Annotated in this window: 27 protein-coding genes and 2 tRNA genes; 12 read left to right on the top strand and 17 right to left on the bottom strand. The window is 66.6% G+C overall.

Translation table 11 applies throughout. The features are described 5' to 3' along the window. Positions 1–21: 21 nt before the first annotated feature. From acpM to AAFP30_RS03100, 3 genes are read left to right on the top strand one after another with little or no spacing between them, the layout of a single operon-like run. On the top strand, positions 22–327 hold the full coding sequence (gene acpM, locus AAFP30_RS03110) for a meromycolate extension acyl carrier protein AcpM (RefSeq protein ID WP_419228356.1): 306 nt from the start codon (positions 22–24) through the stop codon (positions 325–327). Then, positions 324–1595 (top strand): KasA/KasB family beta-ketoacyl-ACP synthase, encoded by a 1272-nt coding sequence (locus AAFP30_RS03105; RefSeq protein WP_419228355.1) that lies wholly within the window; start codon positions 324–326, stop codon positions 1593–1595. Before acpM ends, AAFP30_RS03105 begins: the two co-directional genes overlap by 4 nt. Positions 1596–1629: 34 nt before the next feature. Further along, positions 1630–3081: an acyl-CoA carboxylase subunit beta gene (locus AAFP30_RS03100; RefSeq protein WP_419228354.1), complete on the top strand. Its 1452-nt coding sequence runs from the start codon at positions 1630–1632 to the stop codon at positions 3079–3081. Positions 3082–3291: 210 nt separating this feature from the next. On the opposite strand, the gene AAFP30_RS03095 is transcribed toward AAFP30_RS03100, so the two are convergent. The 5 genes from AAFP30_RS03095 to AAFP30_RS03075 all read right to left on the bottom strand — a co-directional run bounded on the left by AAFP30_RS03095 (position 3292) and on the right by AAFP30_RS03075 (position 8503). Beyond that, the gene (locus AAFP30_RS03095; protein ID WP_419228353.1) at positions 3292–3810 is read right to left on the bottom strand and encodes a DUF3145 domain-containing protein; all 519 of its coding nucleotides are present in this window, start codon (positions 3808–3810) and stop codon (positions 3292–3294) included. A 125-nt stretch (positions 3811–3935) separates the two neighbouring features. Beyond that, positions 3936–4751 carry a serine hydrolase domain-containing protein gene (locus AAFP30_RS03090; RefSeq protein ID WP_419228352.1) on the bottom strand — a complete coding sequence of 272 codons (816 nt, stop codon included), beginning with the start codon at positions 4749–4751 and terminating at the stop codon, positions 3936–3938. Between the two features lie 32 nt (positions 4752–4783). After that, positions 4784–5914, bottom strand: a complete 1131-nt coding sequence (locus AAFP30_RS03085; RefSeq protein ID WP_419228351.1) for an NDMA-dependent alcohol dehydrogenase — start codon at positions 5912–5914, stop codon at positions 4784–4786. 127 nt (positions 5915–6041) lie between these two features. Beyond that, positions 6042–7646 (bottom strand): fatty-acid--CoA ligase FadD5, encoded by a 1605-nt coding sequence (gene fadD5, locus AAFP30_RS03080; RefSeq protein WP_419228350.1) that lies wholly within the window; start codon positions 7644–7646, stop codon positions 6042–6044. 38 nt (positions 7647–7684) lie between these two features. Further along, positions 7685–8503 carry an enoyl-CoA hydratase-related protein gene (locus AAFP30_RS03075; RefSeq protein ID WP_419228349.1) on the bottom strand — a complete coding sequence of 273 codons (819 nt, stop codon included), beginning with the start codon at positions 8501–8503 and terminating at the stop codon, positions 7685–7687. A 188-nt stretch (positions 8504–8691) separates the two neighbouring features. On the opposite strand from AAFP30_RS03075, the gene AAFP30_RS03070 reads away from it, so the two are divergent. Next, complete coding sequence (locus AAFP30_RS03070) at positions 8692–9906, top strand: TetR/AcrR family transcriptional regulator (protein ID WP_419228348.1); 1215 nt, start codon at positions 8692–8694, stop codon at positions 9904–9906. Here AAFP30_RS03070 and AAFP30_RS03065 read toward each other — a convergent pair. Beyond that, complete coding sequence (locus AAFP30_RS03065; RefSeq protein WP_419228347.1) at positions 9880–10593, bottom strand: hypothetical protein; 714 nt, start codon at positions 10591–10593, stop codon at positions 9880–9882. The two genes, AAFP30_RS03070 and AAFP30_RS03065, sit on opposite strands and share 27 nt — an antisense overlap. Positions 10594–10659: 66 nt before the next feature. On the opposite strand from AAFP30_RS03065, the gene AAFP30_RS03060 reads away from it, so the two are divergent. Next, positions 10660–11361: a GntR family transcriptional regulator gene (locus tag AAFP30_RS03060; protein ID WP_419228346.1), complete on the top strand. Its 702-nt coding sequence runs from the start codon at positions 10660–10662 to the stop codon at positions 11359–11361. A 147-nt stretch (positions 11362–11508) separates the two neighbouring features. On the opposite strand, the gene AAFP30_RS03055 is transcribed toward AAFP30_RS03060, so the two are convergent. The 3 genes from AAFP30_RS03055 to AAFP30_RS03045 all read right to left on the bottom strand — a co-directional run bounded on the left by AAFP30_RS03055 (position 11509) and on the right by AAFP30_RS03045 (position 12280). Continuing rightward, a complete protein-coding gene (locus AAFP30_RS03055) occupies positions 11509–11934 on the bottom strand; it encodes a pyridoxamine 5'-phosphate oxidase family protein (protein WP_419228345.1) in 426 nt (141 codons plus the stop codon). A 112-nt stretch (positions 11935–12046) separates the two neighbouring features. Further along, a tRNA-Asn gene (locus AAFP30_RS03050) sits at positions 12047–12119 on the bottom strand. An 87-nt stretch (positions 12120–12206) separates the two neighbouring features. Then, a tRNA-Ile gene (locus tag AAFP30_RS03045) sits at positions 12207–12280 on the bottom strand. A 155-nt stretch (positions 12281–12435) separates the two neighbouring features. Here AAFP30_RS03045 and AAFP30_RS03040 point away from each other — a divergent pair. The 3 genes from AAFP30_RS03040 to AAFP30_RS03030 all read left to right on the top strand — a co-directional run bounded on the left by AAFP30_RS03040 (position 12436) and on the right by AAFP30_RS03030 (position 13718). Next, positions 12436–12822, top strand: a complete 387-nt coding sequence (locus AAFP30_RS03040) for a TA system antitoxin ParD family protein (RefSeq protein WP_419228344.1) — start codon at positions 12436–12438, stop codon at positions 12820–12822. After that, entirely contained in the window at positions 12819–13412 is a 594-nt protein-coding gene (locus AAFP30_RS03035; RefSeq protein ID WP_419228343.1) for an AAA family ATPase, read from the top strand. The genes AAFP30_RS03040 and AAFP30_RS03035 overlap by 4 nt, the downstream gene beginning before the upstream one ends. A gap of 138 nt (positions 13413–13550) precedes the next feature. Continuing rightward, positions 13551–13718 carry a hypothetical protein gene (locus tag AAFP30_RS03030; protein ID WP_419228342.1) on the top strand — a complete coding sequence of 56 codons (168 nt, stop codon included), beginning with the start codon at positions 13551–13553 and terminating at the stop codon, positions 13716–13718. A 22-nt stretch (positions 13719–13740) separates the two neighbouring features. Here AAFP30_RS03030 and AAFP30_RS03025 read toward each other — a convergent pair whose 3' ends face one another. After that, complete coding sequence (locus AAFP30_RS03025; protein WP_419228657.1) at positions 13741–14163, bottom strand: MarR family winged helix-turn-helix transcriptional regulator; 423 nt, start codon at positions 14161–14163, stop codon at positions 13741–13743. Between the two features lie 107 nt (positions 14164–14270). On the opposite strand from AAFP30_RS03025, the gene AAFP30_RS03020 reads away from it, so the two are divergent. Then, positions 14271–15341, top strand: coding sequence for a hypothetical protein (locus tag AAFP30_RS03020; protein ID WP_419228341.1), 1071 nt, complete (start codon positions 14271–14273; stop codon positions 15339–15341). Between the two features lie 11 nt (positions 15342–15352). Here AAFP30_RS03020 and dnaG read toward each other — a convergent pair whose 3' ends face one another. From dnaG to AAFP30_RS03000, 4 genes are all read right to left on the bottom strand, one after another. Beyond that, positions 15353–17257: a DNA primase gene (gene dnaG, locus AAFP30_RS03015; RefSeq protein ID WP_419228340.1), complete on the bottom strand. Its 1905-nt coding sequence runs from the start codon at positions 17255–17257 to the stop codon at positions 15353–15355. 40 nt (positions 17258–17297) lie between these two features. Further along, the gene (locus AAFP30_RS03010) at positions 17298–18593 is read right to left on the bottom strand and encodes a deoxyguanosinetriphosphate triphosphohydrolase (RefSeq protein WP_419228339.1); all 1296 of its coding nucleotides are present in this window, start codon (positions 18591–18593) and stop codon (positions 17298–17300) included. Next, a complete protein-coding gene (locus AAFP30_RS03005) occupies positions 18586–19074 on the bottom strand; it encodes a cold-shock protein (protein WP_419228338.1) in 489 nt (162 codons plus the stop codon). Before AAFP30_RS03005 ends, AAFP30_RS03010 begins: the two co-directional genes overlap by 8 nt. A 185-nt stretch (positions 19075–19259) precedes the next feature. Beyond that, positions 19260–20648 carry a glycine--tRNA ligase gene (locus tag AAFP30_RS03000; protein ID WP_419228337.1) on the bottom strand — a complete coding sequence of 463 codons (1389 nt, stop codon included), beginning with the start codon at positions 20646–20648 and terminating at the stop codon, positions 19260–19262. 119 nt (positions 20649–20767) lie between these two features. On the opposite strand from AAFP30_RS03000, the gene AAFP30_RS02995 reads away from it, so the two are divergent. Genes AAFP30_RS02995 through AAFP30_RS02985 form a run of 3 tightly spaced genes read left to right on the top strand, consistent with a single transcriptional unit; the run spans position 20768 to position 22958 of the window. Continuing rightward, positions 20768–22198 carry a M28 family metallopeptidase gene (locus AAFP30_RS02995; RefSeq protein WP_419228336.1) on the top strand — a complete coding sequence of 477 codons (1431 nt, stop codon included), beginning with the start codon at positions 20768–20770 and terminating at the stop codon, positions 22196–22198. Continuing rightward, positions 22195–22536 carry an ArsR/SmtB family transcription factor gene (locus AAFP30_RS02990; RefSeq protein WP_419228335.1) on the top strand — a complete coding sequence of 114 codons (342 nt, stop codon included), beginning with the start codon at positions 22195–22197 and terminating at the stop codon, positions 22534–22536. Before AAFP30_RS02995 ends, AAFP30_RS02990 begins: the two co-directional genes overlap by 4 nt. Next, on the top strand, positions 22533–22958 hold the full coding sequence (locus AAFP30_RS02985; RefSeq protein WP_419228334.1) for a Fur family transcriptional regulator: 426 nt from the start codon (positions 22533–22535) through the stop codon (positions 22956–22958). Before AAFP30_RS02990 ends, AAFP30_RS02985 begins: the two co-directional genes overlap by 4 nt. Here the strand turns inward: AAFP30_RS02985 and AAFP30_RS02980 are convergent. Genes AAFP30_RS02980 through recO form a run of 3 tightly spaced genes read right to left on the bottom strand, consistent with a single transcriptional unit; the run spans position 22941 to position 24944 of the window. Then, complete coding sequence (locus AAFP30_RS02980; RefSeq protein ID WP_419228333.1) at positions 22941–23354, bottom strand: hypothetical protein; 414 nt, start codon at positions 23352–23354, stop codon at positions 22941–22943. The genes AAFP30_RS02985 and AAFP30_RS02980 overlap by 18 nt on opposite strands. Next, positions 23351–24172: an isoprenyl transferase gene (locus AAFP30_RS02975; RefSeq protein ID WP_419228332.1), complete on the bottom strand. Its 822-nt coding sequence runs from the start codon at positions 24170–24172 to the stop codon at positions 23351–23353. Before AAFP30_RS02975 ends, AAFP30_RS02980 begins: the two co-directional genes overlap by 4 nt. A gap of 13 nt (positions 24173–24185) precedes the next feature. Further along, complete coding sequence (gene recO, locus AAFP30_RS02970; protein ID WP_419228331.1) at positions 24186–24944, bottom strand: DNA repair protein RecO; 759 nt, start codon at positions 24942–24944, stop codon at positions 24186–24188. Between the last annotated feature and the right edge of the window lie 4 nt (positions 24945–24948).

Here is a 24948-nt window from a genome sequence, read left to right as displayed (position 1 = left end):
AGAAGGAAGAGGAACCACACAGTGGCTGCCACCCAGGAACAACTCATCGCCGGTATCGCCGAGATCATCGAGGAAGTCACCGGCATCGAGCCGTCCGAGGTGACCATGGAGAAGTCCTTCGTCGACGACCTCGACATCGACTCGCTGTCGATGGTGGAGATCGCCGTGCAGACCGAGGACAAGTACGGCGTCAAGATCCCGGACGAGGACCTCGCCGGCCTGCGCACCGTCGGTGACGCCGTCTCCTACATCCAGAAGCTCGAGGCAGAAAACCCCGAGGCCGCTGCCGCCATCAAGGCGCAGATCGAGGCAGAACAGAACTCGTGAGCTCGCCGTCCCTCCGCGAATACTCCACGCTGGGCGGGAACTTCCCGAGCGTGGTGGTCACCTCCATGGTGGCCACCACCTCGCTGGGCGAAGACCTCGACAGCACGTGGAAGAAGTTGGTTGCGGGCGAGTCCGGTATTCGGTTGCTGACCGATGACTTTGTCACGCAGTACGGCGAACTCCCCTGTCGTGTCGGCGGACGGATGGTCAAGGACCCGGCTGAAGAGGTCACGCGCATCGAGGCACGCCGTATGGCGTATGTCGAGCGCGTCGCGCATGTGATGAGCAAGCGTCTGTGGGCCCACGCCGGTGAGCCCGAAGTCGACCCGGACCGTCTGGCCGTCGTGATCGGTACCGGTCAGGGTGGCGGCGACGCCATGGTCGCCAACGTCAAGGCCATCGAGGAGTCCGGCAACTACCGCAAGGTGTCGCCGTTGGCCGTGTCGATGGCGATGCCGAACGGCCCGGCTGCCATGGTCGGCCTCAACGTCGGCGCCCGCGCCGGTGTGATCACCCCGGTCTCGGCATGTTCGTCGGGTGCGGAGGCGATCGCCCACGCATGGCGCCACATCGTGATGGGTGACGCCGACATGGTCGTCGCCGGTGGTGTCGAAGGGCATATCGACGCGATCCCGATCGCGGCGTTCTCGATGATGCGGGCGATGAGCACGCGCAACGACGACCCGGCCGGGGCGTCGCGCCCGTTCGACAAGGACCGCGACGGATTCGTGTTCGGTGAGGCCGCGGCCATGCTGATCCTCGAACGCGAGGAGCACGCCAAGGCACGTGGTGCGCACATCCACGCCCGCATCCTCGGTGCCGGCATCACGTCCGACGGCTTCCACCTGGTTGCCCCCGACCCCAGCGGTCAGGGCAACGCGCGAGCCATGACCCGCGCCATCCAGACCGCCGGCCTGACCAAGGCCGACATCACCCATGTCAATGCTCACGCCACGGCGACACCGATCGGTGACACCGCCGAGGCCGTCGGCATCAACATGGCGATCGGCCAGCATGCCGCGGTCTACGCACCCAAGTCCGCTCTCGGACACTCCATCGGCGCTGTCGGGGCGTTGGAGTCCGTGCTGACAATCAAGAGCGTGGAAGACGGGGTCATCCCGCCGACGCTCAACCTGGAAAACCAGGACCCCGAGTGCGATGTCGACGTCGTTCATGGTGAGGCCCGTTACGGCCAGATCGATTACGCGTTGAACAACTCATTCGGATTCGGTGGGCACAATGTTGCGCTCGCCTTCGGTCGCTACTGATCCGCACGCATCACCGACACGCTAGGAGACCGCGATGACCACATTGGCTCCCATCACTGGCCGTGAGGAAGCGGCGGATCCTCGCGATCCGCTGCTCCGTCTGACCAACTTCTTCGACGAAGGCACGATGTCGCTGCTGCACACCCGCGACAAATCGGGTGTACAGGCCGCCATCGGACTGGTCAACGGCGTTCGCACCGTCTCCTACTGCACCGACGGCACCGTGATGGGCGGTGCCATGGGTGTGGTCGGGTGCGCGCACATCGTCAACGCGATCGACACCGCGATCACCGAGCAGGCCCCCGTCGTGGGGATCTGGCATTCCGGTGGCGCACGACTCGCCGAGGGTGTCGAAGCCCTGCACGCGGTGGGTCAGGTGTTCGAGGCGATGGTCCGGGCATCCGGATACGTACCGCAGATCTCGGTCGTCGTCGGCTTCGCGGCCGGCGGCGCCGCCTACGGTCCGGCCCTGACCGACGTGGTCATCATGGCTCCGGCGGGTCGGGTCTTCGTGACCGGCCCGGACGTGGTCAAGAGCGTGACCGGCGAATCCGTCGACATGGAAACGCTCGGCGGCCCGGTCGCGCACGGCAAGAAGTCCGGTGTCTGCCACATCGTGGCCGACTCCGAACCCGACGCCTACTGGCGCGCCCGGCGCCTCGTGTCGACGTTCAGCAAGCAGGGTCATTTCAACCGGGAGCAGGCCGAGGCCGGCGACACCGACCTCAAGGCACTGCTGCCCGAGTCGAACCGCCGCGCCTACGACGTCCACCCGGTCCTCACCGAACTCCTCGACACCCAACTCGCCGCCGACGGCGAGACCGAGGTCACGACCTTCGAGGAACTCCAGGCCAAGTGGGCGCCCAGCATCGTCATCGGCTTCGGCCGGTTGGCGGGCCGCAGCGTCGGCGTGATCGCCAACAACCCGCTGCGCATGGGCGGCTGCCTCACCTCCGAGAGCGCGGAGAAGGCCGCCCGCTTCGTCCGGCTCTGCGACGCATTCGGCGTACCGCTGATCGTCGTCACCGACGTGCCGGGCTACCTACCGGGTGTCGGCCAAGAGTGGAACGGCGTCGTCCGTCGCGGCGCGAAGCTGCTGCACGCGTTCGCCGAGTGCACAGTTCCCCGGGTCACCCTGGTCACCCGCAAGATCTACGGCGGCGCCTACATCGCGATGAACGCCCGCGCACTGGGTGCCACCGCGGTGTTCGCCTGGCCGGGCTCCGAGGTCGCCGTGATGGGCGCCAAGGCCGCCGTCGGCATCCTGCACAAGAAGGCGCTCGCCGCCGCACCCGACGACGAGCGGGACGCACTGCACGAACGACTGGCCGCCGAGCACGAGGCCATCGCCGGTGGCGTGGGTCGCGCGATGTCGATCGGCGTGGTCGACGAGATCATCGACCCGGCCAAAACCCGCAGCCGGATCGCCGAGGCCCTGGCCGCGGCACCCGCGCGACGTGGGCGGCATAAGAACATACCGTTGTAGAGACAATCAACGCGAAAGACCCCGGGCTGCGACCGGGGTCTTTCGCGTTGTGCGTCCTGAGTAGGTGAGGTTTCCAGTGATTCGGCCGACCCCGGTTTGGACTGACGAGGAGCACGGGAGCGCAGCGACCCTGCGACGAGGAGGGAAGACCGGGGACTGAGGCCGGATCACACGCGGCGACGGAGTCGCCGCCAAGTTACCGCCCCCCTCCTACCCCACTCGCTGCTGGAGCCAGGTGACTTCGGCGCCGGCGCCGCCCATGCGGTATGACTCGAGCGCGTCGTCCCAGGCGGTGCCCATCGCGGCCTCGAGTTCGCCGGCGAGGCCGACGCTGTCGGGCATCGCGTCGATCATCGAGCGCAGTTGCATCTCGCCGATGATCACGTCGCCGTTGGCGCTGGTCGACCCACGCCAGAGCCCGAGTGCGGGCACGTAGCTGAACCGCTCGCCGTCGACGCCCTCGCTGGCGTTCTCGGTGACCTCGAAGCGCAGCACCGACCACTCGCGCAGCGCGGTCACCAAACGGGCCGCGGTTCCGACCGGCCCCGCCCAGTCAACGGTGGCCCGTTGCATTCCGGGGTCGGCCTCTTGCGCGGACCACTTCAGGTTGGCCCGCGCATTCAGGGTCGACGACAGAGCCCACTCGACATGCGGGCACAGCGCCACTGGCGCCGAGTGGATGTAGACCACTCCTGTTGTCATGTCCGCAAACTGGTTCAGGTTGCGCACCTTGTTCACCTCCGGTTTCGACGAGGAACGTCTTCCCCAACTCCCTCATCTGCACCGGATATCACATTGTTGTGATTAATTGTGCCCCACGAGGCCCGTGTTGCGCCAGTTTCTGGTGAGGTTTCTCAGGATTGAGTGAGCGAGTCGACCACCGTGTCGTTGAACTCGCTCCACAGCGGCTTGGCCCAGGCGCCGAACGGCCGGTCCGTGAGCACTACGCACGCGGCCTCGAGCTGCGGGTCGACCCATAGGAAGGTGCCCGCCTGCCCGAAGTGCCCGAACGTCTGCGGCGAGTTCCGCGAGCCGGCCCAGTGCGGCGACTTTTCGGATCGGATCTCGAACCCCAGTCCCCAGTCATTGGGCCGGTGTTTGCCGTAGCCGGGGACGAACCCGTCGAGCCCGGGAAACGCGACGCTCGTCGCCCGCGCCGCGAGTTCACCGGAGAGCAGCGTCGGCGTCAGCAGATCGGCGGCGAAGCGACTCAGATCGGCGACGGTGGACCGCGCGCCGTGTCCCGCGGGTCCATAGAGTTCGGTGTCGGCGAGGCCCAGCGGTTCACACACCGCCTGACGCAGATACTCCGCGAACGCGATCCCACTCGCGGCCTCGACGGATTCGGCAAGGACTTCGAACCCGGCACTGGAGTAGATCCGCTGGGTACCCACCGGCGCGGCGGCCTCCCGGCTGTCGAACGCCAGCCCCGAAGCATGCGCCAGCAGATGCTCGACGGTGGCCCCGGGCGGACCTGCGGCCGCGTCGAGCTCCACCGCACCCTCCTCCACGGCCACCAGGACTGCTTGCGCGACAAGCAGTTTGGTAACCGAGGCCAATTCGTACACACGACCGGGGTCGCCGAACTCGTCGGCGACCCCGGTCGTGGTGATGAGTGCGGCCGAGACATTCTCGACCGGCCAGTCCGCTAGCGCATCAAGTGTGGACACATCGCGTTACGCTACCCGGCCGGTCCGACAGGTCAGTGATCTTCGTCGGTGTAGCGGATCACACCGCGAATGTTCTTGCCGTCCAGCATGTCCTGGTAGCCCTCATTGATCTGATCGAGGCGGTACTGCCTGGTGATCATGTCCTCGATGTTGAGCTTGCCCAGCTTGTACATCGACAGCAGATTCGGGATGTCCAGCTTGGGGTTGGCGCCACCGAAGATGGAGCCCTGCAGGTTCTTCTGCAGCAGGGTGAGCATCGCCAGGTTCAGCGTGACCTGGTTCTCCATCATGTTGCCCATACCGGTGAGCACGCAGGTGCCCGCCTTGGCGGTGATGCTCAGCCAGGTGTCGACGTCGGTGCCGTGCACCTCGCCGACGGTCACGATCACCTTGTGGCACATGTGCCCGTGGGTGATCTCGGCGATCGTCCCCGCGGCCTCCTCGACCGAGGCGAAGGCGTGGGTGGCGCCGAACTTCATCGCCTGCTCGCGCTTCCACTCGACCGGGTCGATCGCGATGACATAGCGGGCGCCGGCGATCACCGCACCCTGCAGCGCTGCCGTACCGACACCGCCGACACCGACGATCGCGACATCCTCGCCGGGACTGACGTCACCGCTACGCGTCGACGAGCCGTAGCCGGTAGGGATGCCGCAGCCGCACAGCGCGGCGACCTCGAACGGGATGTCCTTGTCGATCTTCACCGCCGACGCCTCGTGCACCACCATGTACGGCGAGAACGTGCCGAGCAGCGTCATCGGGTACACGTTCTCCCCGGCCGCGGTCTGGATGCGGAACGTGTTGTCCGACACCGCCTCTCCCTGCAGCAGCATCGCACCGAAGTCGCACAGGTTGGCCAGGCCGGCCTTGCACGACGGACACTTGCCGCAGGACGGGATGAACGACAGGACGACGTGGTCGCCGACCTCGAAGTCGGTGACACCCTCACCGACCTGTTCGACGACGCCGGCCCCCTCGTGACCGCCGAGGATCGGGAACCCGGCCATCGGGATACCGCCGGTCATCAGGTGATGATCCGAGTGGCACATACCGGCGGCTTCCATCCGGATCTTGATCTCGCTGCGCTTGGGATCACCGATCTCGATCTCCTCGATCGCCCATGGCTTGTTGAGTTCCCGCAGCAGCGCACCCTTGGTCTTCACTACACTTCCTCCACTTGTAGACAGGCGCCGACCGATGGTTTCCCCCCGAACGGACGCACGACAACCTGACTCAGACCCTAGCCACTTTCCACGAAAAATGGAACGTGTTCTAGTTGCGGGGTTGCGATCAGTTCTTCAGACCCGCGTCCTTGCTGCCGTACTCGCTGCGCAGCGACGGCTTGACGACCTTGCCACCGGCATTACGCGGCAGTTCGTCGACGATGACGAGGTCCTTCGGATGCTTGAAGCGAGCCAGGTTCTCGTTGAGGTAGGGCTCCATCTCGGCGAGGGTGAGGTCGTCGACACCCGCGGCCAGTACGACGACGGCCACCGGCACCTCTCCCCACTTCTCGTGTGCGCGACCGATGATCGCCGCCTCGGAGATCTTGGGATGGCCGAACAGCGCGTTCTCCACCTCGGCGCAGTAGATGTTCTCACCGCCGGAGATGATCATGTCCTTGGCGCGGTCGACGACGTAGAGGAATCCCTCCTCATCCTGGCGGACCAGGTCGCCGGAGTGGAACCAGCCGCCGTGGAAGGCATCGGCGGTGCCCTGCGGGTTCTGCCAGTAGCCTTCCATCATGTTGGGTCCGCGGTAGACGATCTCACCGATCTGGCCGGGTTCGACGTCGTTCATCTCCGGGTCGACGATGCGGGCGGTGACTGCGGGGACGACCTTGCCGATCGATCCGATCTTGCGCAGGGCGTCCTTGCCCTCGAGGACACAGGTGATCGGCGACATCTCGGTCTGTCCGAACACCGCGACGTTGATGGCGTCGGGGAAGGTCTCGTTCATCGCTTTCAGCACGGAGTCCGACGCCGGGGCCGCGCCCCAGCTGATGACCCGAAGCTTCAGGTCACGGGGCTTGGCCTGCTGTGCCGCGCACACCGCCTGCCACTGTGCGGGAACCAGGAAGATCGACGTGGTGCCCTCGGCTTCCAGGGTGTCGAGCATGGCGTCGGGGTCAAAGGCGCCGAGCGGGTGGATCACCGACAGCGCACCCATGTAGAACAGCGGGGTCATCGCGCCCAGCCCGGCGATGTGGAACATCGGCGCCACGCAGGCACCGATGTCGTCACGACTCGTCTGCAGCGCCTGCAGACAGACGACCGCCTGCGCCTGCATGTTCTGATGGGAAAGCATGGCGCCCTTGGGCTTTCCGGTGGTACCGGAGGTGTACATGATGAGCGAGATGGTGTCCTCGGGGACATCGATCTCGGGCAGATCCGACGCGTCCTCGGCGACGAGTGCCTCGAAATCGAGGTGGGCGTCGTTGGCGCTCTCCCCCACCACGATGGTGGTGTCGATGGCGCCGGTCGACGCGCTGACCGCGTCGGCCAGCGGCGCGAGCATGGACTCGGTGACGATGACCTTGGCACCACTGTCGCTGACCAGGAAGGCGACCTCGGCCGGGCTCATCCGGATATTGACCGGCACCGGGATCGCGCCGATCAGGTTGGCACCCAACACCGCTTCCACATACTCGGAACGGTTGAGCAGGATCATCAGGATGCGATCGCCGAACTTGACGCCCCGCCGATTCAGCGCCGCGGCGAATGCACGTGTGCGCTGATCGAGTTCACTCCAGGTGGTCACGTTGCCCATGAACTTGAGGGCGGGACGGTCCGGCGTCATGAAGGCATGGCGGCGCACCTGATTGTTCCAGTGGTTACGGCGTGAGCGCAGCGGCTCGGTGATCAGGCCGCTACTGGTGTCGATGGTCGCGGTCATGGTGACTCCTCACAAAAGATGTTGTGTATACGGGTTTTTCAGCGCTTGGCGCCGAGGAAGGCAGCGATGGCCGCCTGGAATTCCGGAGACTGCAGCAATTCGGTCTGGCCCTTGAGTTCGCGTTCGAGCGCGGGTTCGAGACCGCTCATCGTGTGCGCGTCGAGGGCTGCCTTGGTCAGCCGCAGGGAGCGCGGCGAGGTGGCGGCGAGCTTCGCCACGGCCGCGTCGACGGTCTCGTCGAGCGCGGCTCGATCGGCGACCACCTTGGTGACCAGTCCGGCGTCGAAAGCCTCTGCCGCGGGCAGCTTCTCGCCGAGCAGTGCCATCGCATTGGCACGCGCCCGACCGATCGAGGTGGCCACCGACATGGTCGCACCGCCGTCGGGCATCAGGCCGATGTTGACGAACGAGAGCAGGAAGTACGACCGCTCCGTCGCGTAGATGAGGTCGGCGGCCAACGCGAGCGACGCACCGACCCCGGCGGCCGCCCCGTCGACCGACGCGATGACCGGCGCCCGTACGGCCCGGACCGCGCGGGCCAATTCCGAACCACCGGAGATGAATCCGTGCGCCTGATCGGGATTCATCCGGCCGCCGGCGTTCCCGCTGGCGGCCTCCATGAATCCACCGATGTCGGCTCCCGAGCTGAAGCTGCCGCCCGCACCGTCGATCACCACCACGCGGATGTCGTCACGATCGGCCCATTCCCGCAAACTGCGGACGATCGTCCCGCTGACGACATCGTTCATCGCGTTCTTACGCTGCGGACGGTTGATCTCGATCCGGGCCACCCCTCGATCATCGACACTGACCCGAATCTGATCTCCGCTGTCCACATTGTCCGTCACGGCAGCCATACCCTTTCGCCTCATCACACCGACCCGCCGCACACCACGGCGGATGCCCCTACTTCTACCACAATGCGACTCAGATCACGAGAATTTCAATTAACTTATCGGCGTCCGAGGGTGTCCTGTAGTGGCTTTTCTCATGAATAGTGCAGAATCTGATGCGTGAACCTCAGCTCCGGATACGCTGTCTCGTCATGAGCAGCCGTCCGTCCCCGCCGACCACCGCGGGTCGACGTCCACGCCGGCCCGCGGATCGGCGCGTGGTCATCCTGCGGACCGCGGCCAAGGCGTTCAGCGAGAACGGCTACCACGCGGTCAAGCTCGACGACATCGCCGCGGCCGCAGGCCTGTCCGCCCCCGCGCTCTACCGGCACTTCCCGAACAAGTACGCACTGTTCGCCGAGACCGCCCGCATGCTCGCCGACGCACTCGCCTCGGCCGTCGCCGCAGTCCCGGCCGATGCGGACGACCCCGAGGCCGAACTCCGCGGGCTGTTGCGTGCATTGACCGGCGCGTCGGTCGCCAATCGGCGCACCGGCGGGCTCTACCACTGGGAACTCGACTACCTCGAGGGCGACGATGCAGCGCAGGTGCGCGCGATCATCGTCGATCAGCACCGACGCATCCGCGGTGCGCTGCAGCGCATGCGCCCCGAACTCGCGACCAGGGCAGCCGATGTCCTCACCGCGGCGATGACCAGCGTGGTGGCCAGTCCGTCGACGCACCGGGCGACCCTGCCCGCCCGGCAGATCGTGGAGTTGATCACCGCGGCGGCGATGTCTCTGGCAGGTCTGGATCTGCCCGACGTGGCCGACACCTCGCAGACGCCCGCCTCCGGCCTGCCCCCGACGTCGAAACGTGAACTGCTGCTTGCCGAGTCGATGCGGCTGTTCGCCGCCCACGGATTCCACGATGTCACCATCGACGACATCGCCCGCGCCGCGGACCTTCCTTCCTCCGGCGTCTACCGCCACTATGAGAGCAAATCGGCGATCCTGCTGGCCGCGTTCTGGCGGGCATCGGATCGGGTGTCGGCGATCATCGCCGACGCACTCGCGTCGTCGACGACCCCGCGCGAGGTGATCGTCGCGCTGGTCACCAAGTACGTCGACCTGGCGTACACCACCGACATGCTGACCGTATACGTGTCCGAAATCGGCAATGTGGCTGCGCCGCAACGCACCGAACTCCGCAGCCGGCAACGGATCAACGTCGACGAATGGGCAGCCTGGGTCGGGCAGGACCGGCCAGAGCTGAGCCTGCTGCAGGCCCGCTTTCTGGTGCAGGCTGTGCTGAACCTGACCATCGACCTGACCCGGCCACACCGGCGACCCCCCGCGCCGCACGTCACCGCGATCGGGTTGCGGATACTGCTGGGCGACTCAGACGGTGTCGAGGTCGGACAGTAGCCACTTCCCGTCGACCCGCTGCAACGTCACCTTCACCCGCGACTGATACGGAATCCCCTCGGGAACTTGCGCTTTCACATCAGGTGAGGTGACCGTCTGATCGAGCGTCACCAGCACGGTCGCCGTCGAATCCGAGATCGACTGCAGTCCGGCATCTTTCGATTCAGCCTTGGAGGTGCCGCGCGCGGTGGCGTTGCCGCGCCGCGCATCCGCCGACGACGTGATGTAGGTCTTGGCGAACTCCGGCGTCGAGATCTCCCGGATGCGCCGGTCGAGGTCGGCATAGTTCGCCGGGTCATAAGTGGCCAGCGCGGCGGCGTAGCGACGCGCGGTGTCCATCGCCTCCTGCCGATCGGACTGTGCCGGACCCGCGGCAGCGGCTCGATCGTCGGCCTGCACGTAGGCGTAGGCGAAGTAGGCGGTGGAGATGGCCAGGCCGACGACGAGGATCGACAGTGCGACGAGTGCCGCGGTCACCGGGCGGATCGACGGCAGTCGCCGACGACGCGGCTCCGCCGACACTTTGCCCGGCGTCCTCGCAGCTTTCTCGGCCTTGCGCTCGGCCTCCTCGCGATGCCGTTCACGGTTGGCCCGGTTGGCCGCCAGGAAGTCGTCACCGTCGAGCGGGGTCACGTCGACCGGGTCGGTCACGGGTGCCGCGTCCGTCGGACGCGAGGTCTTCGGCATGCGACCAATGTAGCGACCCTCGGCGTGGCCCAGATCACCGCGGCGCCTATCACATATATTCAGCGTATGAATTCCACCGGAGAGCGACTGCGTCGCCGGCCACAGCTGTCCGAGGAAGTCGCGATTCACCTGCGCGAGCAGATCATGACCGCCGCGATCAAGCCGGGTGAGTTCGTCCGCATGGACGAGACCGCCGAACGCCTCGGGGTCAGCGTCACCCCCGTCCGCGAGGCTCTCCTCACGCTTCGCGGCGAGGGCATGGTGAACCTCGCGCCGCATCGCGGGTACGTCGTCGCCGAACTGAGCCGCACCGACGTCGACGACCTCTTCTGGCTGCAGGGCGAGATCGCGATCAAGCTGGCGCTGCGCACCGCCGATGCGATCACCCCGGAGCAGATCGCCGACCTCGAGGCACGCAACGAGCGGCTTCGCGACGCGCTGACCGCCGGCAATGTGGCCCAGGTCGAGTCCGCCGAGTTCGAGTTCCACCGTGCACACAACCGGATCGCCGCAGGTGGAAAGCTTGCCTGGTTCCTGCTGAGTGCGACGCGTTACACGCCGTCCCGGCTGTACGCGACCGACCCCGGATGGGGCGTGGTGGCGCTCGACTCGCACACCAAGTTGCTCGAGGCCTACCACAGCGGCGACCGCCAGCAGGTCATCGAACAAACGCGGCGACAGTTCACCGACGGCGCCGCGCGCCTGACCCAACACCTCGAGACGACCGGCATCTGGGACGACACCAGCGACGAACCCGTCGAATCGTAGTTGTCGCCGGTCATCCGGTACTGTGGTGACAACAGCGCAGCTCAGGGCGGGGGCGGTTACCCCCCCCCCGCCACCCCCCCCAGGGCTGGTCACCCCCGACGACCAGCCCCGCCCTGGGCGGCGCTGATTTGTGTCCCGGCTCCTTCGTCACAGACTCCCGAGATCCAGTGATACCCACTGCTTCGGATCGAGTACGACCTTGGTTTGGTGCCCGTGCTCCCGCGTGGCCATCTCTACGTAGCCGGCCACCTTGTCCGCCGGTAGATAGCGCGCGGACATCTCGGTGAGATCAGCCCGTGTCCCGTCGGAGTAGTCGACGACATCGCCGGACACCGCGACATACTTGATCTCGGGTTCGACGGTTTCGACCATCAGCGTGAACCGCCCGGCGGCGCGGATCAGTTCGAGTTTGCGTGAGCTCGTGCCGGTCAGAATCCACGGCTTACCGCCCGGCGCGTACTGGTACCAGATCGGCACCACCAGCGGTGCGCGGTCGGGTCCGGCCTCCACCGACAGCGCAGCGATGTGCGGTTGAGCCAGGAAGGTCTCGCGTTCTTGTTTGGAGAGTGCCATGCGACCCACGGTAGGCGTGGGATACGACACGACGTCGGAGTCGCCCCGGGCGGCGATTTCCGTCAACACCTCCGGATAGCAAAAAACCGCCTGTCACCAGGCGGTTTTCTTGCTCCCCCGACTGGACTCGAACCAGTAACCGTTCGATTAACAGTCGAATGCTCTGCCAATTGAGCTACGGGGGAATGCTCTCTTGAACCGAGAGATGACTCTAGCCTATGGGTCTACCGGACAACAAAACGCGTGGTCACAGCGTCACCGCGGGTCGAGCGTGGGGCGGGCGGGGCTCGAACCCGCGACCTACGGATTATGAGTCCGCGGCTCTAACCGACTGAGCTACCGCCCCATGGGCACGTCGTGCCCGTCGCAGCACATTACCTGAGCGACGATCGGCGCCTGCCGATCAGATACCGCAGAGCGACGAATTTCTGGGCCCAGCCGTCGTTGCACTCTGCTACGCTCGGTGTGTAGCAGAGTGCAACGCACACGTTCGGAGGTCTCATGGCGGACGCCACCGCAGACAAGGTGACGCGATTCAGCGCCACTCTGGTCGAGCAAGCGAGTGCTGCGGGCGCTCGCGAGCACCGTTCGGCTCGCCAGCAGCTCGAGCACTGGGCACGGGTCGGACAGGGGGTATCTGCGCGCACCAGCCGCGCCCGTCGTCGAGTCGATCTGGCACTGACCGGTGACCTGCCGATCGCATCACTGTCCGACGAGGAGTCGGTCGTGTTCGATGCCGAGGTCGACGCACTCCTCGATGAGCGACTATCCGCCGTAGACCACGTGGATAGACTTGCTGCGCAAGAATTCTCGTCGGTCGCGGTGGACGAACGCGGCAGGATGGTCGAGTACCACCCGGATGGGACCGAGGTGATCCTCGAGTCGTGACAGCCCGTCTCGACCTCGTCGTCGGATGCAACGGTGCCGGCAAGACGACCCTGGTGACCGAACAACTGCTCCCCATTCTCAACACGCCGTTCGTCAACGCCGACGAGATCGCCAAACGGCGTTGGCCGGATGATCCCGAAGCGCACGCTTACGAAGCGGCCGCCATCGCAGCCGATACGCGCAGCGCACTGATCACCCGACACCGGTCGTTCATTGCCGAGACGGTCTTTTCCCACCCGTCCAAACTCGACCTCATCGATCAAGCACACGACCATGACTTCCGGGTCGTCGTGCACGTCGTCGTCGTGCCCGAGAATTATGCGGTCGAACGTGTCCGATTGCGCGTCGCCCACGGCGGCCACACCGTTCCCGTCCAGAAGATCCGACAGCGCTACCAGCGCGTGTGGCCCCTGTCGGTTACCGCGATCAAACGTGGCGACCAGGCCGCCGTGTACGACAATCGCGGTCGCCGCACGCGTGTCCTTGCGCGATTCTTCGATGGCCTCCCCACCACTGGTCCGGAGTGGCCGGAGTGGATGCCGGCGGCGTTCACCGACACCTGGCCGGGTGTCGACGATCATTCCCTATGACGACAATCACGTCGTTCAAGGCGCGTAAAACCCCTCGCTCACTGCCCGAACGGACAGGCAAGCCCCCATACTTTTGTGCAACAGCCACCGATGTCTGTCGCCGAGAGTCCAAGTCGCCAATAGTTCAGGGAGGGCGATATGAGCGGAAAACACATCTGGGGCCAACCACGTCCGACGCCGGATCGATGCGAGGGCGCGCACACCTACGTCGGCGGGTGCGTCTACAACTGGGACGACCCGCACCGACCTCGCTACCCCGAAGAGCTGCGCCCGGGCGTTCGCCGCGCCCTGCCCGACGCCGCCTGACCCAGACACCTTCTGAGCGGCGTCACTCCGAGGAACCGTTGTACCGCTCGAGCAGATCGGCGAAGGCCTCGATCTCCTGCGGCGTCCAGTCCCGCAATCGGTCGCCGATCTGGCTGCGCTGAGCGGCGTCGGCCGTCGCGAGCGCCCGGGATCCGTCGCCGGTGATATGCAGCGGCCGCCGCCTACCTGCGGCCTCTCCGCGCTCGATCATGCCGCGCTCGACGAGACCGGCGAGCTGCCGGCTCGCCGTCGACTTGTCGATGCACGCGGCCTCGGCAACTTCCGCACCCGACAGGCCGGGCCGATCCCGGACGATGGTGAGCAGCGAGTAGTCGACGTAAGTCATGCCCGGGTGCACCTCGCGCGCCTCACCGCGCACCCGCCGGGAGAACAGACTCAACCCGTGGTGGACACGCTCGATGTCGTCCCCGCGACCATTGCGCATTCCCACACCAGCCTCCTTCGCCTTGCGAACGATCCACACTGAGTTGTATTCTACAACTTATCTGAGTTGCATTATGCAACATAGGTCGTCTTTCGTGAGGAGTCCGAATGTCCACCACCGCAGGTTCATCCGTGCCGATGCGCACCGTCCTCTCCCACATCGCGGTGCCGCTGCTGATGGGCGCCGTCATGGCCCTGGCGTATCTCGGCGGTTTCCACAAACCCGATCCGCACGACCTCCGGATCGACATCGTCGGTTCCACCACCCAGACCGCAGTGGTCACCGATCAGTTGCAACGAGCCCTCGGCGACCACGCAGACCTGCGGGTGGTCGACACCGTTGACCAGGCGCGCGACGCGCTGCTGCATCGGGAGATCGCCGGCGCCTACGTCCTGTCCGACTCGCATCCGACGCTGATGGTGAGCACCGGCGCATCTGACACCGCGGCGGTCTCCATCGAGCGGATGTTCATGCCGGTCGCGGCGCACGCCGGGCTCCCCCTCGACATCACCGACGTCGCGCCCGTCGATTCCGGCACCGATCCCAGCGGTCAGTCGCTGTTCTTCTTCCTGGTCGCCCTCACCGTCGGCGCCTACGCCACGGCGATCGCGATCGGTGCCGCAGGTGCCTCGAAACCGCTGTCGATACGAATCGGTCTCGGCGTGATCGGCGCTGCCGTCAACACCGCACTGGTGACCTTCATCGGCACCGTGATCTTCGACGCGATCGGATCGCACACCGGGCAGATCATGGCACTGGCCTTCGTCTACTGCCTGGCCATCATGGCGTTCGGCATCGCCCTGCATTCGCTGATCGGGCGGTTCACCACCATCGTCATGGTCACTCTCTTCGTCGGCCTGAACTTCACCTCCAGCGGCGGCGTCTTCCCGCCGTCGCTACAGCCCGGCTTCTTCGGTGCGCTGCACAGCTTCTGGATCGGCGCCGGCTTCAACGAGGCAGGCCGCAACCTGCTCTACTTCCCCTCCGTGGGGATCACCGGTGAGGTGTGGAAGATCGTCGGCTGGGTCATCGTCGGTGCCGCGTTGCTGGGAACCGCCGCGGCGGTCGAACGTCGCCGCGCAGCGAACACTCTGCCGGCGGCCCCGGCCGGGCGCCACGAACGCGGCGGGCTGACCGAGACAACCGAGGAAGAACTCGAAGAAGCGGTGGTGGCCTGACAGCTCGGCCGTCAGGCGCCGGGTTCGACAGCCTGCTCGAGGAGGCTCCGCCGATAGGCCTCCAACGCGACGAGGTCGCCGAAGACGGCGTTGTAGGCGTCCGGGTCATCCCCGGGCGCCATGCGCCGCAGGCGCGACTTGATATCCGCGATCTGGGAGCCCACCCAGACCTCCTGCAGGCGTGCCAGCACACTGGTGATGTACCGCGGAATGTTGTTCTCGTCCACCGGCATCGACTCGACGGCGAGCTCGGTGACCAACGGACCGATGACCGGGTCGTCGACGGCGTTGTGCACCGAGTCCACCCACTCGGCGCCGCCCATGCCGGATACGGTGCCACCCAGATCCGTCATGGCGGTCCGGATGGTGGCGTACGTCGGCTCGGTAAAGCATTGCACCGGAAGCGAATCAAACACCGTGCCGGCGATCGCCGGGTACTGCAGCGCCGCCTTGAGCGCCTCGCGCTGCGGCCAGAGTCGCGGATCCGCGGCAACCGGACGGGCGGTAGGCGCCGACGTCGCCTCCGGTCGGGTGCGGCGCGCCCCAGCACGGCCATTGTTGTTTGCCTTGCCGGTCGCGCGGGCATGCCGCGCGCCCTCCTCCCGCACGCGCGAAAGTACCTGCGCCACTTCCTCCCAACCGACCCAGCCGGCCAGTTGACGGGCGTACTCGTCACGCAGCGCGATGTCCCTGATCCGGGCGACCACCGGGACCGTGTCCCGCAGCGCATGGACGCGACCCTCGGCGGTGTCGAGATCGTGTGCGGCCAACAGGGTTTTGATGGCGAACTCGAACATCGGTACCCGCCGGGCGATGAGGTCACGCACCGCCGCGTCGCCATGCCGCTGACGCAGTTCACACGGGTCCATGTTCTCCGGGGCGATCGCCACGAAAGTCTGTCCGGCGATACTCTGCTCACCCTCGAAGGCCTTGAGCGCGGCAGCTTTTCCGGCCTCATCGCCGTCGAAGGTGTAGATGACCTCGCCGCGGAAATAGGAGTCGTCCATCATCAGCCTGCGGATCAGCGCGAGATGGTCCTCACCGAACGCGGTGCCGCACGAGGCGACCGCGGTGGTCACACCGGCCAGGTGCATGGCCATCACGTCGGTGTAGCCCTCGACGATCACCACCTGATGTCCCCTGGCAATGCTCTTCTTGGCGTGGTCGAGTCCGAACAGCACCTGAGACTTCTTGTACAGCATGGTCTCTGGCGTGTTCATGTACTTGCCGAGGTTGTCGTCGTCGAACAGTTTGCGGGCGCCGAAACCGATGATGTCGCCACCGAGATTGCGGATCGGCCAGAGCAGTCGACGATGGAAACGGTCGATCGGCCCCTTGCGGCCCTGCTTCGAGAGTCCCGCCGCCTCGAGTTCGCTGAACTCGAAACCGGCCGAGAGCAGGGTCTTGGTCATGGTGTCCCAGCCGGCGGGCGCGTACCCGCACCCGAACTGGGCGGCCGCGGCGGCATCGAAGTCCCGCTCGGTCAGATACTCCCGGGCCTTGGCTGCCTCCGGCGACTGCAGCTGCTCGACGTAGAACTTGTGCGCGGCGGCATTGGCGGCGACCAGGCGGGCGCGGGTGCCGCGATCGCGGGCGATCGCCGGTCCCCCGCCCTCGTAGTTGATGCGGTAGCCAATGCGGTCGGCGAGCTGCTCGACGGCCTCGACAAAGCTGATGTGTTCCTGCTTCTGCAGGAAGGAGTAGACGTCACCGCCCTCACCACAGCCGAAGCAGTGAAAATGCCCGTGATTGGGCCGGACGTGAAACGACGGTGTCTTCTCGTCGTGGAACGGGCAGAGCCCCTTCATGCTGTCGGCGCCGGCGCGGCGCAGCGCCACGTAGTCGCCGACGATGTCCTCGATGCGGGTCTGCTCACGGATTTCCGTGATGTCACGATCGGGGATTCGGCCTGGCACCCGGACCAGTGTAGTGATCGTCGAGCCGACGGCGATTCGGCTATCCCAAGTGCGCCTGCGCGCCGGAATTCTGCCGGTCGCTGCGCTCCAGTCGACCCTCGGTCATCGACGCGATCTGGTCGACGATCACCCGCAGTCGGGCCGCGTCGTCGGCGGCCTCCTGCCACATCGGCACGAAGATCGGGTCCAGCCCGCCCGGAGCAGCGGCGGTCAGCCACACCGCGACGCGGTGGATACGTTCCCGCTGCCGCTGCTGATTGGACTTGTGCCGCACGTTGGAGAAGATGAACCGCAGTGCGAGGGTCTTGAGGATCGCGACCTCGGCGGCGACCAGCGGCGACACCGTGAGGTCGGCGTCGTACCGGGAGATCGAGCGGTGCCCCACCGCTTCCCGGGTGCCGGTGATGGCGGCCGACGCGAACCGGCCGATCAGCTCGCTGGTGAGCCGCTTGAGCTTCACCGACGCGTCGAGGCTGCCGTCGAACACCCCGACTTCACGCACAATGTCCATGCGCGACAAGCGATGTGCCGCCTCGATGAGCGGTTCTGGTTCCAGTTCGGGGAACTCCCGGACACCGATCTCGGCGAGCGCCCGCTGGTCGGCCGGATCGCCGAGCGTGCGCAGGTCGATGCGGTTGGCGATCACGCCGTCCTCGAGGTCGTGCACCGAGTAGGCGACGTCGTCGGACCAGTCCATGACCTGCGCCTCGATGCACTGCCGGTCGCCCGGTGCACCGCGGCGTATCCATTCGAGGGCGGCCAGGTCGTCGTCGTAGGCGCCGAACTTCACCTTCGGCGGGCGTCGCGTCCACGGATACTTGAGCGTGGCGTCGAGCGATGCGCGGGTGAGGTTGAGTCCGGCGCTGCGACCATGGTCGTCGAGGAGTTTCGGTTCGAGCCGGGTGAGGATGCGCAGGTTCTGCGCGTTGCCCTCGAACCCGCCGATGTCGGCGGCGACCTCGTTGAGGGCGCGTTCCCCGTTGTGCCCGTACGGCGGGTGCCCGATGTCGTGGGCGAGGCCCGCGAGTTCCACCAGATCCGGTTCGCAGCCGAGACCGATCGCGATGCCGCGACCGATCTGCCCGACCTCCAGCGAATGGGTGAGTCGGGTACGGGGAGTGTCACCCTCGCGCGGTCCCACCACCTGGGTCTTGTCGGCGAGTCGGCGCAGCGCGGCGCAATGCAGCACTCGCGCCCGATCCCGGGCGTACTCGCTGCGGTGATCGGTGCGGGTGCCGGGCAGGCTGGCGACCTTCGGCGCCTCGGGCACGATGCGCTCGACGGCCTCCTCGCCGTACTCCGCCGTCGACGGGATGGCGGGAGAGGTCCTAGTCAACCCATCCCCGGGACGACGCCAGATCCAGGAACCGCTGCCGGATCGCGACGATCTGGCCTGCGGTCAGATCATCGTCGGCGTCGAGCAGCAGTTCGGTGATCTCCTCGGAGAGCGGACCGCCGCGCGGACGACGCGGCCGGTCGCCACGATCTCCGCGATCGCCACGATCACCGCGGCCACGATCGCCACCGTGGCGGTCATTGCCGTGGGACCGGCCGCCGCCGTGCTCTTCTCGCCGGTGCGCGCGCACCGCGGCTCCGTCGTCGGCGGGCGCTTCCTCGGTGACCGCGACGTTGACCGCCTTGGTCCCCCGGTCGGTCTCCTCGATGTCGAACGACACCTTCGCCCCGGGCTTGAGGGAGTTCTCGTCGATGTCGATGTCGTTGATGTGCAGGAACACATCCGCACCCCCGGCCTCCGGCGCCAGGAATCCGAACCCTCGATTGGTGTCGTAATGGACGACCTTGCCACTGACGGTCATGGTGCACTCACTCTCCTCGTCGCGCTCGGCAGACCCCATGCCCACCGACAGGCGACAACTCCGCTCTCAACTATGACAGAAATCCGCAGGTCGCACCCTTCGTGACGCTCGCCTCGTACCTCGGCGGGCTCCTCAGGGAACGAGACCCCTATCCCTGAGGTGCGAGCGAAGCGAGCCTCGAAGGGTCAGGCGCCGAGCAATTTCCCACCGAGGTATTCGACGACCTTGTCCAGCGCCACCCGCTCCTGGCTCATGGTGTCGCGCTCACGCACGGTGACGGCCTGGTCGTCGAGGGTGTCGAAGTCGACGGTCACACAGAACGGCGTGCCGATCTCGTCCTGACGGCGGTAGCGCTTGCCGATGCCCTGCGCGTCGTCGAACTCGACGTTCCAGTGCTTGCGCAGTTCCTCGGCCAGGCCCTTGGCCTTCGGCGACAGCTTCTCGTTGCGGGACAGCGGCAGCACCGCCACCTTCACCGGCGCGAGGCGACGGTCGAGCTTCAGCACCGTACGAGTGTCGGTGCCGCCCTTGGCGTTCGGCACTTCTTCCTCGGTGTAGGCATCGCACAGGAAGGCCATCAACGATCGGGTCAGACCGGCCGCCGGCTCGATGACGTACGGCGTGTAGCGCTCGCCGGAGGCCTGGTCGAAGAACGACAGGTCCTCACCGGAGTGCTTCGAGTGCGTCGACAGGTCGAAGTCGGTGCGGTTCGCTACGCCCTCGAGTTCACCCCACGGGTTGCCGGCGAAACCGAACTTGTACTCGACGTCGACGGTGCCCTTGGAGTAGTGCGACAGCTTTTCCTTGGGATGGTCGTAGAGCCGCAGGTTCTCCGGGTCGATGCCCAGGTCGACGTACCAGTTGAAGCGGGCGTCGATCCAGTACTGGTGCCACTCGTCGTCGTCGCCCGGCTTGACGAAGAACTCCATCTCCATCTGCTCGAACTCGCGGGTCCGGAAGATGAAGTTGCCGGGCGTGATCTCGTTGCGGAAGCTCTTGCCGATCTGGGCGATACCGAACGGCGGCTTCTTGCGCGACGTGGTCATCACGTTCTTGAAGTTGATGAAGATGCCCTGCGCGGTCTCCGGGCGGAGATAGTGCAGACCCTCTTCATCGTCGACCGGGCCGAGGAAGGTCTTCATCAGGCCGGAGAATGCCTTGGGTTCGGTCCAGCTGCCGGGCTGCCCGGTCTCCGGGTCGTTGATGTCGGCGAGACCGTTCTCCGGCGGGTGGCCGTGCTTGAGTTCGTAGGCCTCGATCAGGTGATCGGCACGGTAGCGCTTGTGGGTGTGCAGTGATTCGACGAGCGGATCGGAGAACACCTCGACGTGACCGGAGGCCTCCCACACCTGGCGCGGGAGGATGACCGAGGAGTCCAGGCCGACGACGTCGTCGCGGCTGGTGACCATCGAGCGCCACCACTGACGCTTGATGTTCTCCTTGATCTCGACGCCGAGCGGACCGTAGTCCCAGGCCGACTTGGTTCCGCCGTAGATCTCACCGCACTGGTAGACCAGACCTCGACGCTTGGCGAGGTTGACGACGGCTTCGACGCGGTTGGACTGGGCGGCCACGATTAACTGATCTCCATCACTGGACGACGGTTGGGACAACCCCTATAGGGTAGCCGCCGCACTGCCCCGTCAAGGAATCCGCCGATCCTGCACACCTCCGTCGGGCTACCCTCGGTGCGGTGAAAGGTCGGTTCGGCAGACGTGGTCTGATGCCGATCGCCGCGGTCCTGTGCGCGCTACTCGGCGGCTGCGCATCGACCGTTTCCGAATCGCCCGCCTCCCGGTCCGCCACCACGTCGGTCGCAGGCCCGACCACCCCCAACGGCCTCGCCGCCGCCATCCAGATCGACAACGTGATGACCCACCTGCGGGCGCTGCAGACGATCGCCGATCGGCACGACGGGAATCGGGCGAGCGGGACCGCCGGCTACGACGCCTCCGTCGACTACGTTGCCGGCAAGTTGAAGGATGCCGGATTCACCGTCACCACACCGACTTTCGACTATCCGCGATTCGATGCGGGCCCGGTACGGCTGACCGCCGACGGCCAAGCCGTCGATGCCCGGATCGCGCAGTATTCCGCCGGTACCGGCGACACGCCGGTCACCGGACCGCCCGTCACCGCGGGCGACCTCGGCTGCAGCACCACCGATTACCCGCCGGCCACCCGCGGCGCCATCGCCGTCGCCACCCGCGGCACCTGCCAGTTCGTGATCAAGGCGCGGGCAGCGGCCGACGCCGGCGCGACGGCACTGATCATCGTCAACAACGAGAACGGTCCACTCGACGGCGCCACGCTCGGCCTCGACAACGGCGTCCCCATCCCGGTCATCGGGGTCACCACCGCGGACGGTGATCGGCTCCGGTCGGCGGCATCGGTCAGCCTCGCGGTGCAGGCGCAGACCCGACAGATCACCAGCCGGAACGTCATCGCACAGACCCGTACCGGCGACCCGGATCATGTCCTGCTCACCGGCGCCCACCTCGACAGCGTGGAAGCCGGACCGGGCATCAACGACAACGGATCGGGCACCGCGGCAGTGCTGGAGACCGCACTGCGACTCGGGTCGGCGCCGCAGACCCGACGCACGATCCGCTTCGCGTTCTGGGGCGGCGAGGAGGACGGCCTGGTCGGGTCGTCGAAGTATGTGGAGTCCCTCGACGCGGGCGCGCGCACCACGATCGATCTCTATCTGAACTTCGACATGCTCGGCTCGCCCAACGGCGGCTACTTCGTCTACGACGGCGACAACTCCGACAAGGTCGGTGCCGGCCCCGGACCGCGCGGATCGGCCGAGATCGAGCAGACCTTCCTCCGCTACTTCGGCAACCGACGCATCACGGCACAGGGCAGCGATTTCGACGGCCGCTCCGACTACGGCCCGTTCATCGAGATCGGGGTGCCGTCCGGCGGGGTGGACACCGGCGCCGAGGCGCAGAAGAGCGCCGCGCAGGCGCAGTTGTGGGGCGGGCAGGCGGGTGTCGCGTTCGACCCGAACTACCACCGTGCCGGCGACACGGTCGCCAACATCAACCCCGCGCTGCTGGCCACCACGGCCCCGGCAGTCGCCTACTCCGTGGCCACCTACGCCTCGAGCAACCTCGGTTGAAAACCATTTCCGATAGACTCGTCGTCGTGAACCCCGATGCCCGGACTCGAGAAGCGGCCAGCGACCTGCTGCGCGCGCTCGCCTCACCGACCCGCATCGCGATCGTCCTTTCCCTGCGGGAGAACTCGCAGTGCGTGCATGAGCTGGTCGGCGCGCTCGAACTGAACCAGCCCCTCGTCAGCCAGCATCTGCGCGTCCTCAAGGACGCGGGCGTGGTGCGTGGCAACCGCAACGGACGCGAGATCATCTACGAACTCGTCGACGACCACCTCGCGCACATCGTCGTCGACGCTGTCGCGCACTCGATGGAATCCGACGACCGGGCCGTGACCGAATGAGCACCCCGTCGGTTCGGCGCCCGGTGACCGGCGTCCGTGCGACCCGGCAGCGCGCCGCGATCGCCGACGCCCTGGCCGCGGGCGAAGACTTCGTGTCGGCGCAGGAACTGCACGATCAGCTCAAGGCCCGGGGCGAGTCGATCGGCCTGACCACCGTCTACCGCAACCTGCAGGCACTGAGCCAGGCCGGGGAGATCGACGTGCTGTGGGACGGTTCCGGCGAAACCCGGTATCGGCATTGTTCGTCGGTCCATCACCATCATCTGGTGTGTCGTCGCTGCGGCACCACCGTCGAGGTGCAGGCCGAACCGGTCGAGCAATGGGCGGCTAAAGTGGCTGCCGAACACGGCTTTTCCGACATCCACCACACCGTCGAGGTGTTCGGGTACTGCGCGGACTGCCGCTCAGCCGCCGGTCAGTGACGCTGCGGCATCCGCACCCGCCGACAGCACCACGTGTAGCACCGTCAGCATCGGCACATCGTCGAGGGTGCCCGCCGGAAATGTGTAGTACTGCAACACATCGGTCGTGACCCCGGTCGGGTCGGAACGGCGCAGCGTGCCGAAACTCAGTTGCGCATCAGCGGTTTCGACGTCGTCGCGCAACGCGTCGGTGTTGGGCAGATCCAGCGCCACCAACTGGGTGACGGTGAGGACGTCAAGACCGGGCGCCAGCGTCAGCGCACGGATCGATGCCCGCGTCGAACCCACCTGCACCACAACCGAATCGGAATCCGACTCGGCCACCTCACCGATCTCGCCGAGGAGTTCGGTGGCACGTTCGAGGAGGATCTCCGACGACGACGGTGTGTCGGTCACTTGGGCTGCACTCCGCCGAATCTGCGGTCCCGCGAGGCGTATTCGACACACGCCGCCCACAGGTCACGACGGTCGAAGTCGGGGAACAGCTTTTCCTGATAGACCATCTCGGCGTACGCCGACTGCCACAACAGGAAGTTGGAGATGCGCTGCTCCCCCGACGGACGCAGGAACAGGTCAACGTCGGGCATGTCGGGTTCGTCGAGGTAGCGGGCGAAGGTCTGCTCGGTGATGCGCTCGGGATCGATCTCGCCCGCGGCCGCACGCCGTGCGATTTCCTTTGCCGCATCAGCGATCTCAGCCCGCCCACCGTAGTTGACGCACATCGTCAAGGTCATCACGGTGTTGTCCCTGGTGAGTTCCTCGGCGACCTCGAGTTCGCGGATCACGCTGCGCCACAACTTCGGTCGACGACCGGCCCAGCGCACACGCACGCCCATCTCGTGCATCTCGTCGCGGCGCCGGCGGATCACGTCACGGTTGAAGCCCATCAGGAAGCGCACCTCATCCGGGCTGCGCGACCAGTTCTCGGTGGAGAAGGCATACGCCGAGAGCCAGCCGACGCCGAGTTCGATGCAGCCGCAGACGGTGTCCATGAGGACCGCCTCGCCACGCTTGTGTCCCTCGGTGCGGGGCAACCCGCGGTCCTGTGCCCAGCGCCCGTTGCCGTCCATCACGAGCGCGACGTGCCTGGGAACGAACTCGGCCGGCAGGTTGGGTGGCTGCGCCCCACTGGGATGTGGATCGGGTGGGCGGACGGTGACCGGCTGTGTCGGGTTGGGTCGCTTCGACGATCGCGAACCGGACCGTAGCGCCATCAACCGTCTCCTCTCACGCGGTGTCCACCAGCCTATGAGGTGCTTCGCGTTCGATGAGCGGCAGGGTTCGCAACTGTCGTTCGAGATGCCACTGCAGGTGGGCGGCGGTCAACCCGCTCGCCTGCCGCTGCATCGACGTGCTGATTCCCTCGGTGTGTTCCCACTGCCCGCGGAACAGCGCGTCCATCAGGTCGAGCACCCCGACCGACGGCGTCGCCGAGCCGGGCGGACGACAGTGGATGCACACCGCTCCCCCGGCCGCGACATGGAATGCGCGATGCGGCCCCGGCGTGGCGCAACGGGCGCACGAGTCGAGCGTCGGCATCCAGCCGGCGCAGTGCATCGCGCGCAGCAGGTAGGCGTCGAGGATGAGCTGGTTGGGTCGACGGCCCGCGGCCAGCGCCTCGAGCGCACCGACGGTCAGCCGATGCAACTGGGCGGCCGGGGCGCGTTCCTCACCGGCGAGGCGTTCGGCGGTCTCGAGTACCGCGCAGGCGGTGGTGTAGCGGCCGTAATCGGCGACGATGGCGTCGGCGAACACGTTGAGGGTGTGCACCTGGGTGACCACGTCGAGGTTGCGGCCGGGATAGAGGTGCACGTCGATGTGCGCGAACGGTTCGAGCCGTGCACCGAACTTGGAGCGGGTCCGCCGCACCCCCTTGGCGACTGCGCGCACCAGTCCGTGATCCTGGGTGAGCAGCGTGATGATTCGATCGGCCTCGCCCAGCTTGTGCTGGCGAAGCACCACGGCCTCATCCCGATAGAACCTCACCCGT

The organism is Gordonia sp. CPCC 205515, assembly GCF_048537925.1.
Lineage (GTDB): Bacteria > Actinomycetota > Actinomycetes > Mycobacteriales > Mycobacteriaceae > Gordonia.
Note: the sequence above shows the minus strand (reverse complement) of the source record. Positions and strands in the feature narration are given on the sequence as shown.

Excerpts from the sequence above, each read along its gene's own strand:
- AAFP30_RS03020 (WP_419228341.1), top strand. The coding sequence starts at position 14,271 with ATGTCCACCACCGCAGGTTCATCCGTGCCGATGCGCACCGTCCTCTCC.
- AAFP30_RS02975 (WP_419228332.1), bottom strand. The coding sequence starts at position 24,172 with ATGGCGCTACGGTCCGGTTCGCGATCGTCGAAGCGACCCAACCCGACA.
- AAFP30_RS03070 (WP_419228348.1), top strand. The coding sequence starts at position 8,692 with ATGAGCAGCCGTCCGTCCCCGCCGACCACCGCGGGTCGACGTCCACGC.
- AAFP30_RS03030 (WP_419228342.1), top strand. The coding sequence starts at position 13,551 with ATGAGCGGAAAACACATCTGGGGCCAACCACGTCCGACGCCGGATCGA.
- AAFP30_RS03100 (WP_419228354.1), top strand. The coding sequence starts at position 1,630 with ATGACCACATTGGCTCCCATCACTGGCCGTGAGGAAGCGGCGGATCCT.
- AAFP30_RS03060 (WP_419228346.1), top strand. The coding sequence starts at position 10,660 with ATGAATTCCACCGGAGAGCGACTGCGTCGCCGGCCACAGCTGTCCGAG.
- AAFP30_RS02985 (WP_419228334.1), top strand. The coding sequence starts at position 22,533 with ATGAGCACCCCGTCGGTTCGGCGCCCGGTGACCGGCGTCCGTGCGACC.
- AAFP30_RS03055 (WP_419228345.1), bottom strand. The coding sequence starts at position 11,934 with ATGGCACTCTCCAAACAAGAACGCGAGACCTTCCTGGCTCAACCGCAC.
- fadD5 (WP_419228350.1), bottom strand. The coding sequence starts at position 7,646 with ATGACCGCGACCATCGACACCAGTAGCGGCCTGATCACCGAGCCGCTG.
- AAFP30_RS03025 (WP_419228657.1), bottom strand. The coding sequence starts at position 14,163 with ATGCGCAATGGTCGCGGGGACGACATCGAGCGTGTCCACCACGGGTTG.
- AAFP30_RS03040 (WP_419228344.1), top strand. The coding sequence starts at position 12,436 with ATGGCGGACGCCACCGCAGACAAGGTGACGCGATTCAGCGCCACTCTG.
- AAFP30_RS03075 (WP_419228349.1), bottom strand. The coding sequence starts at position 8,503 with ATGGCTGCCGTGACGGACAATGTGGACAGCGGAGATCAGATTCGGGTC.
- AAFP30_RS03065 (WP_419228347.1), bottom strand. The coding sequence starts at position 10,593 with ATGCCGAAGACCTCGCGTCCGACGGACGCGGCACCCGTGACCGACCCG.
- AAFP30_RS03005 (WP_419228338.1), bottom strand. The coding sequence starts at position 19,074 with ATGACCGTCAGTGGCAAGGTCGTCCATTACGACACCAATCGAGGGTTC.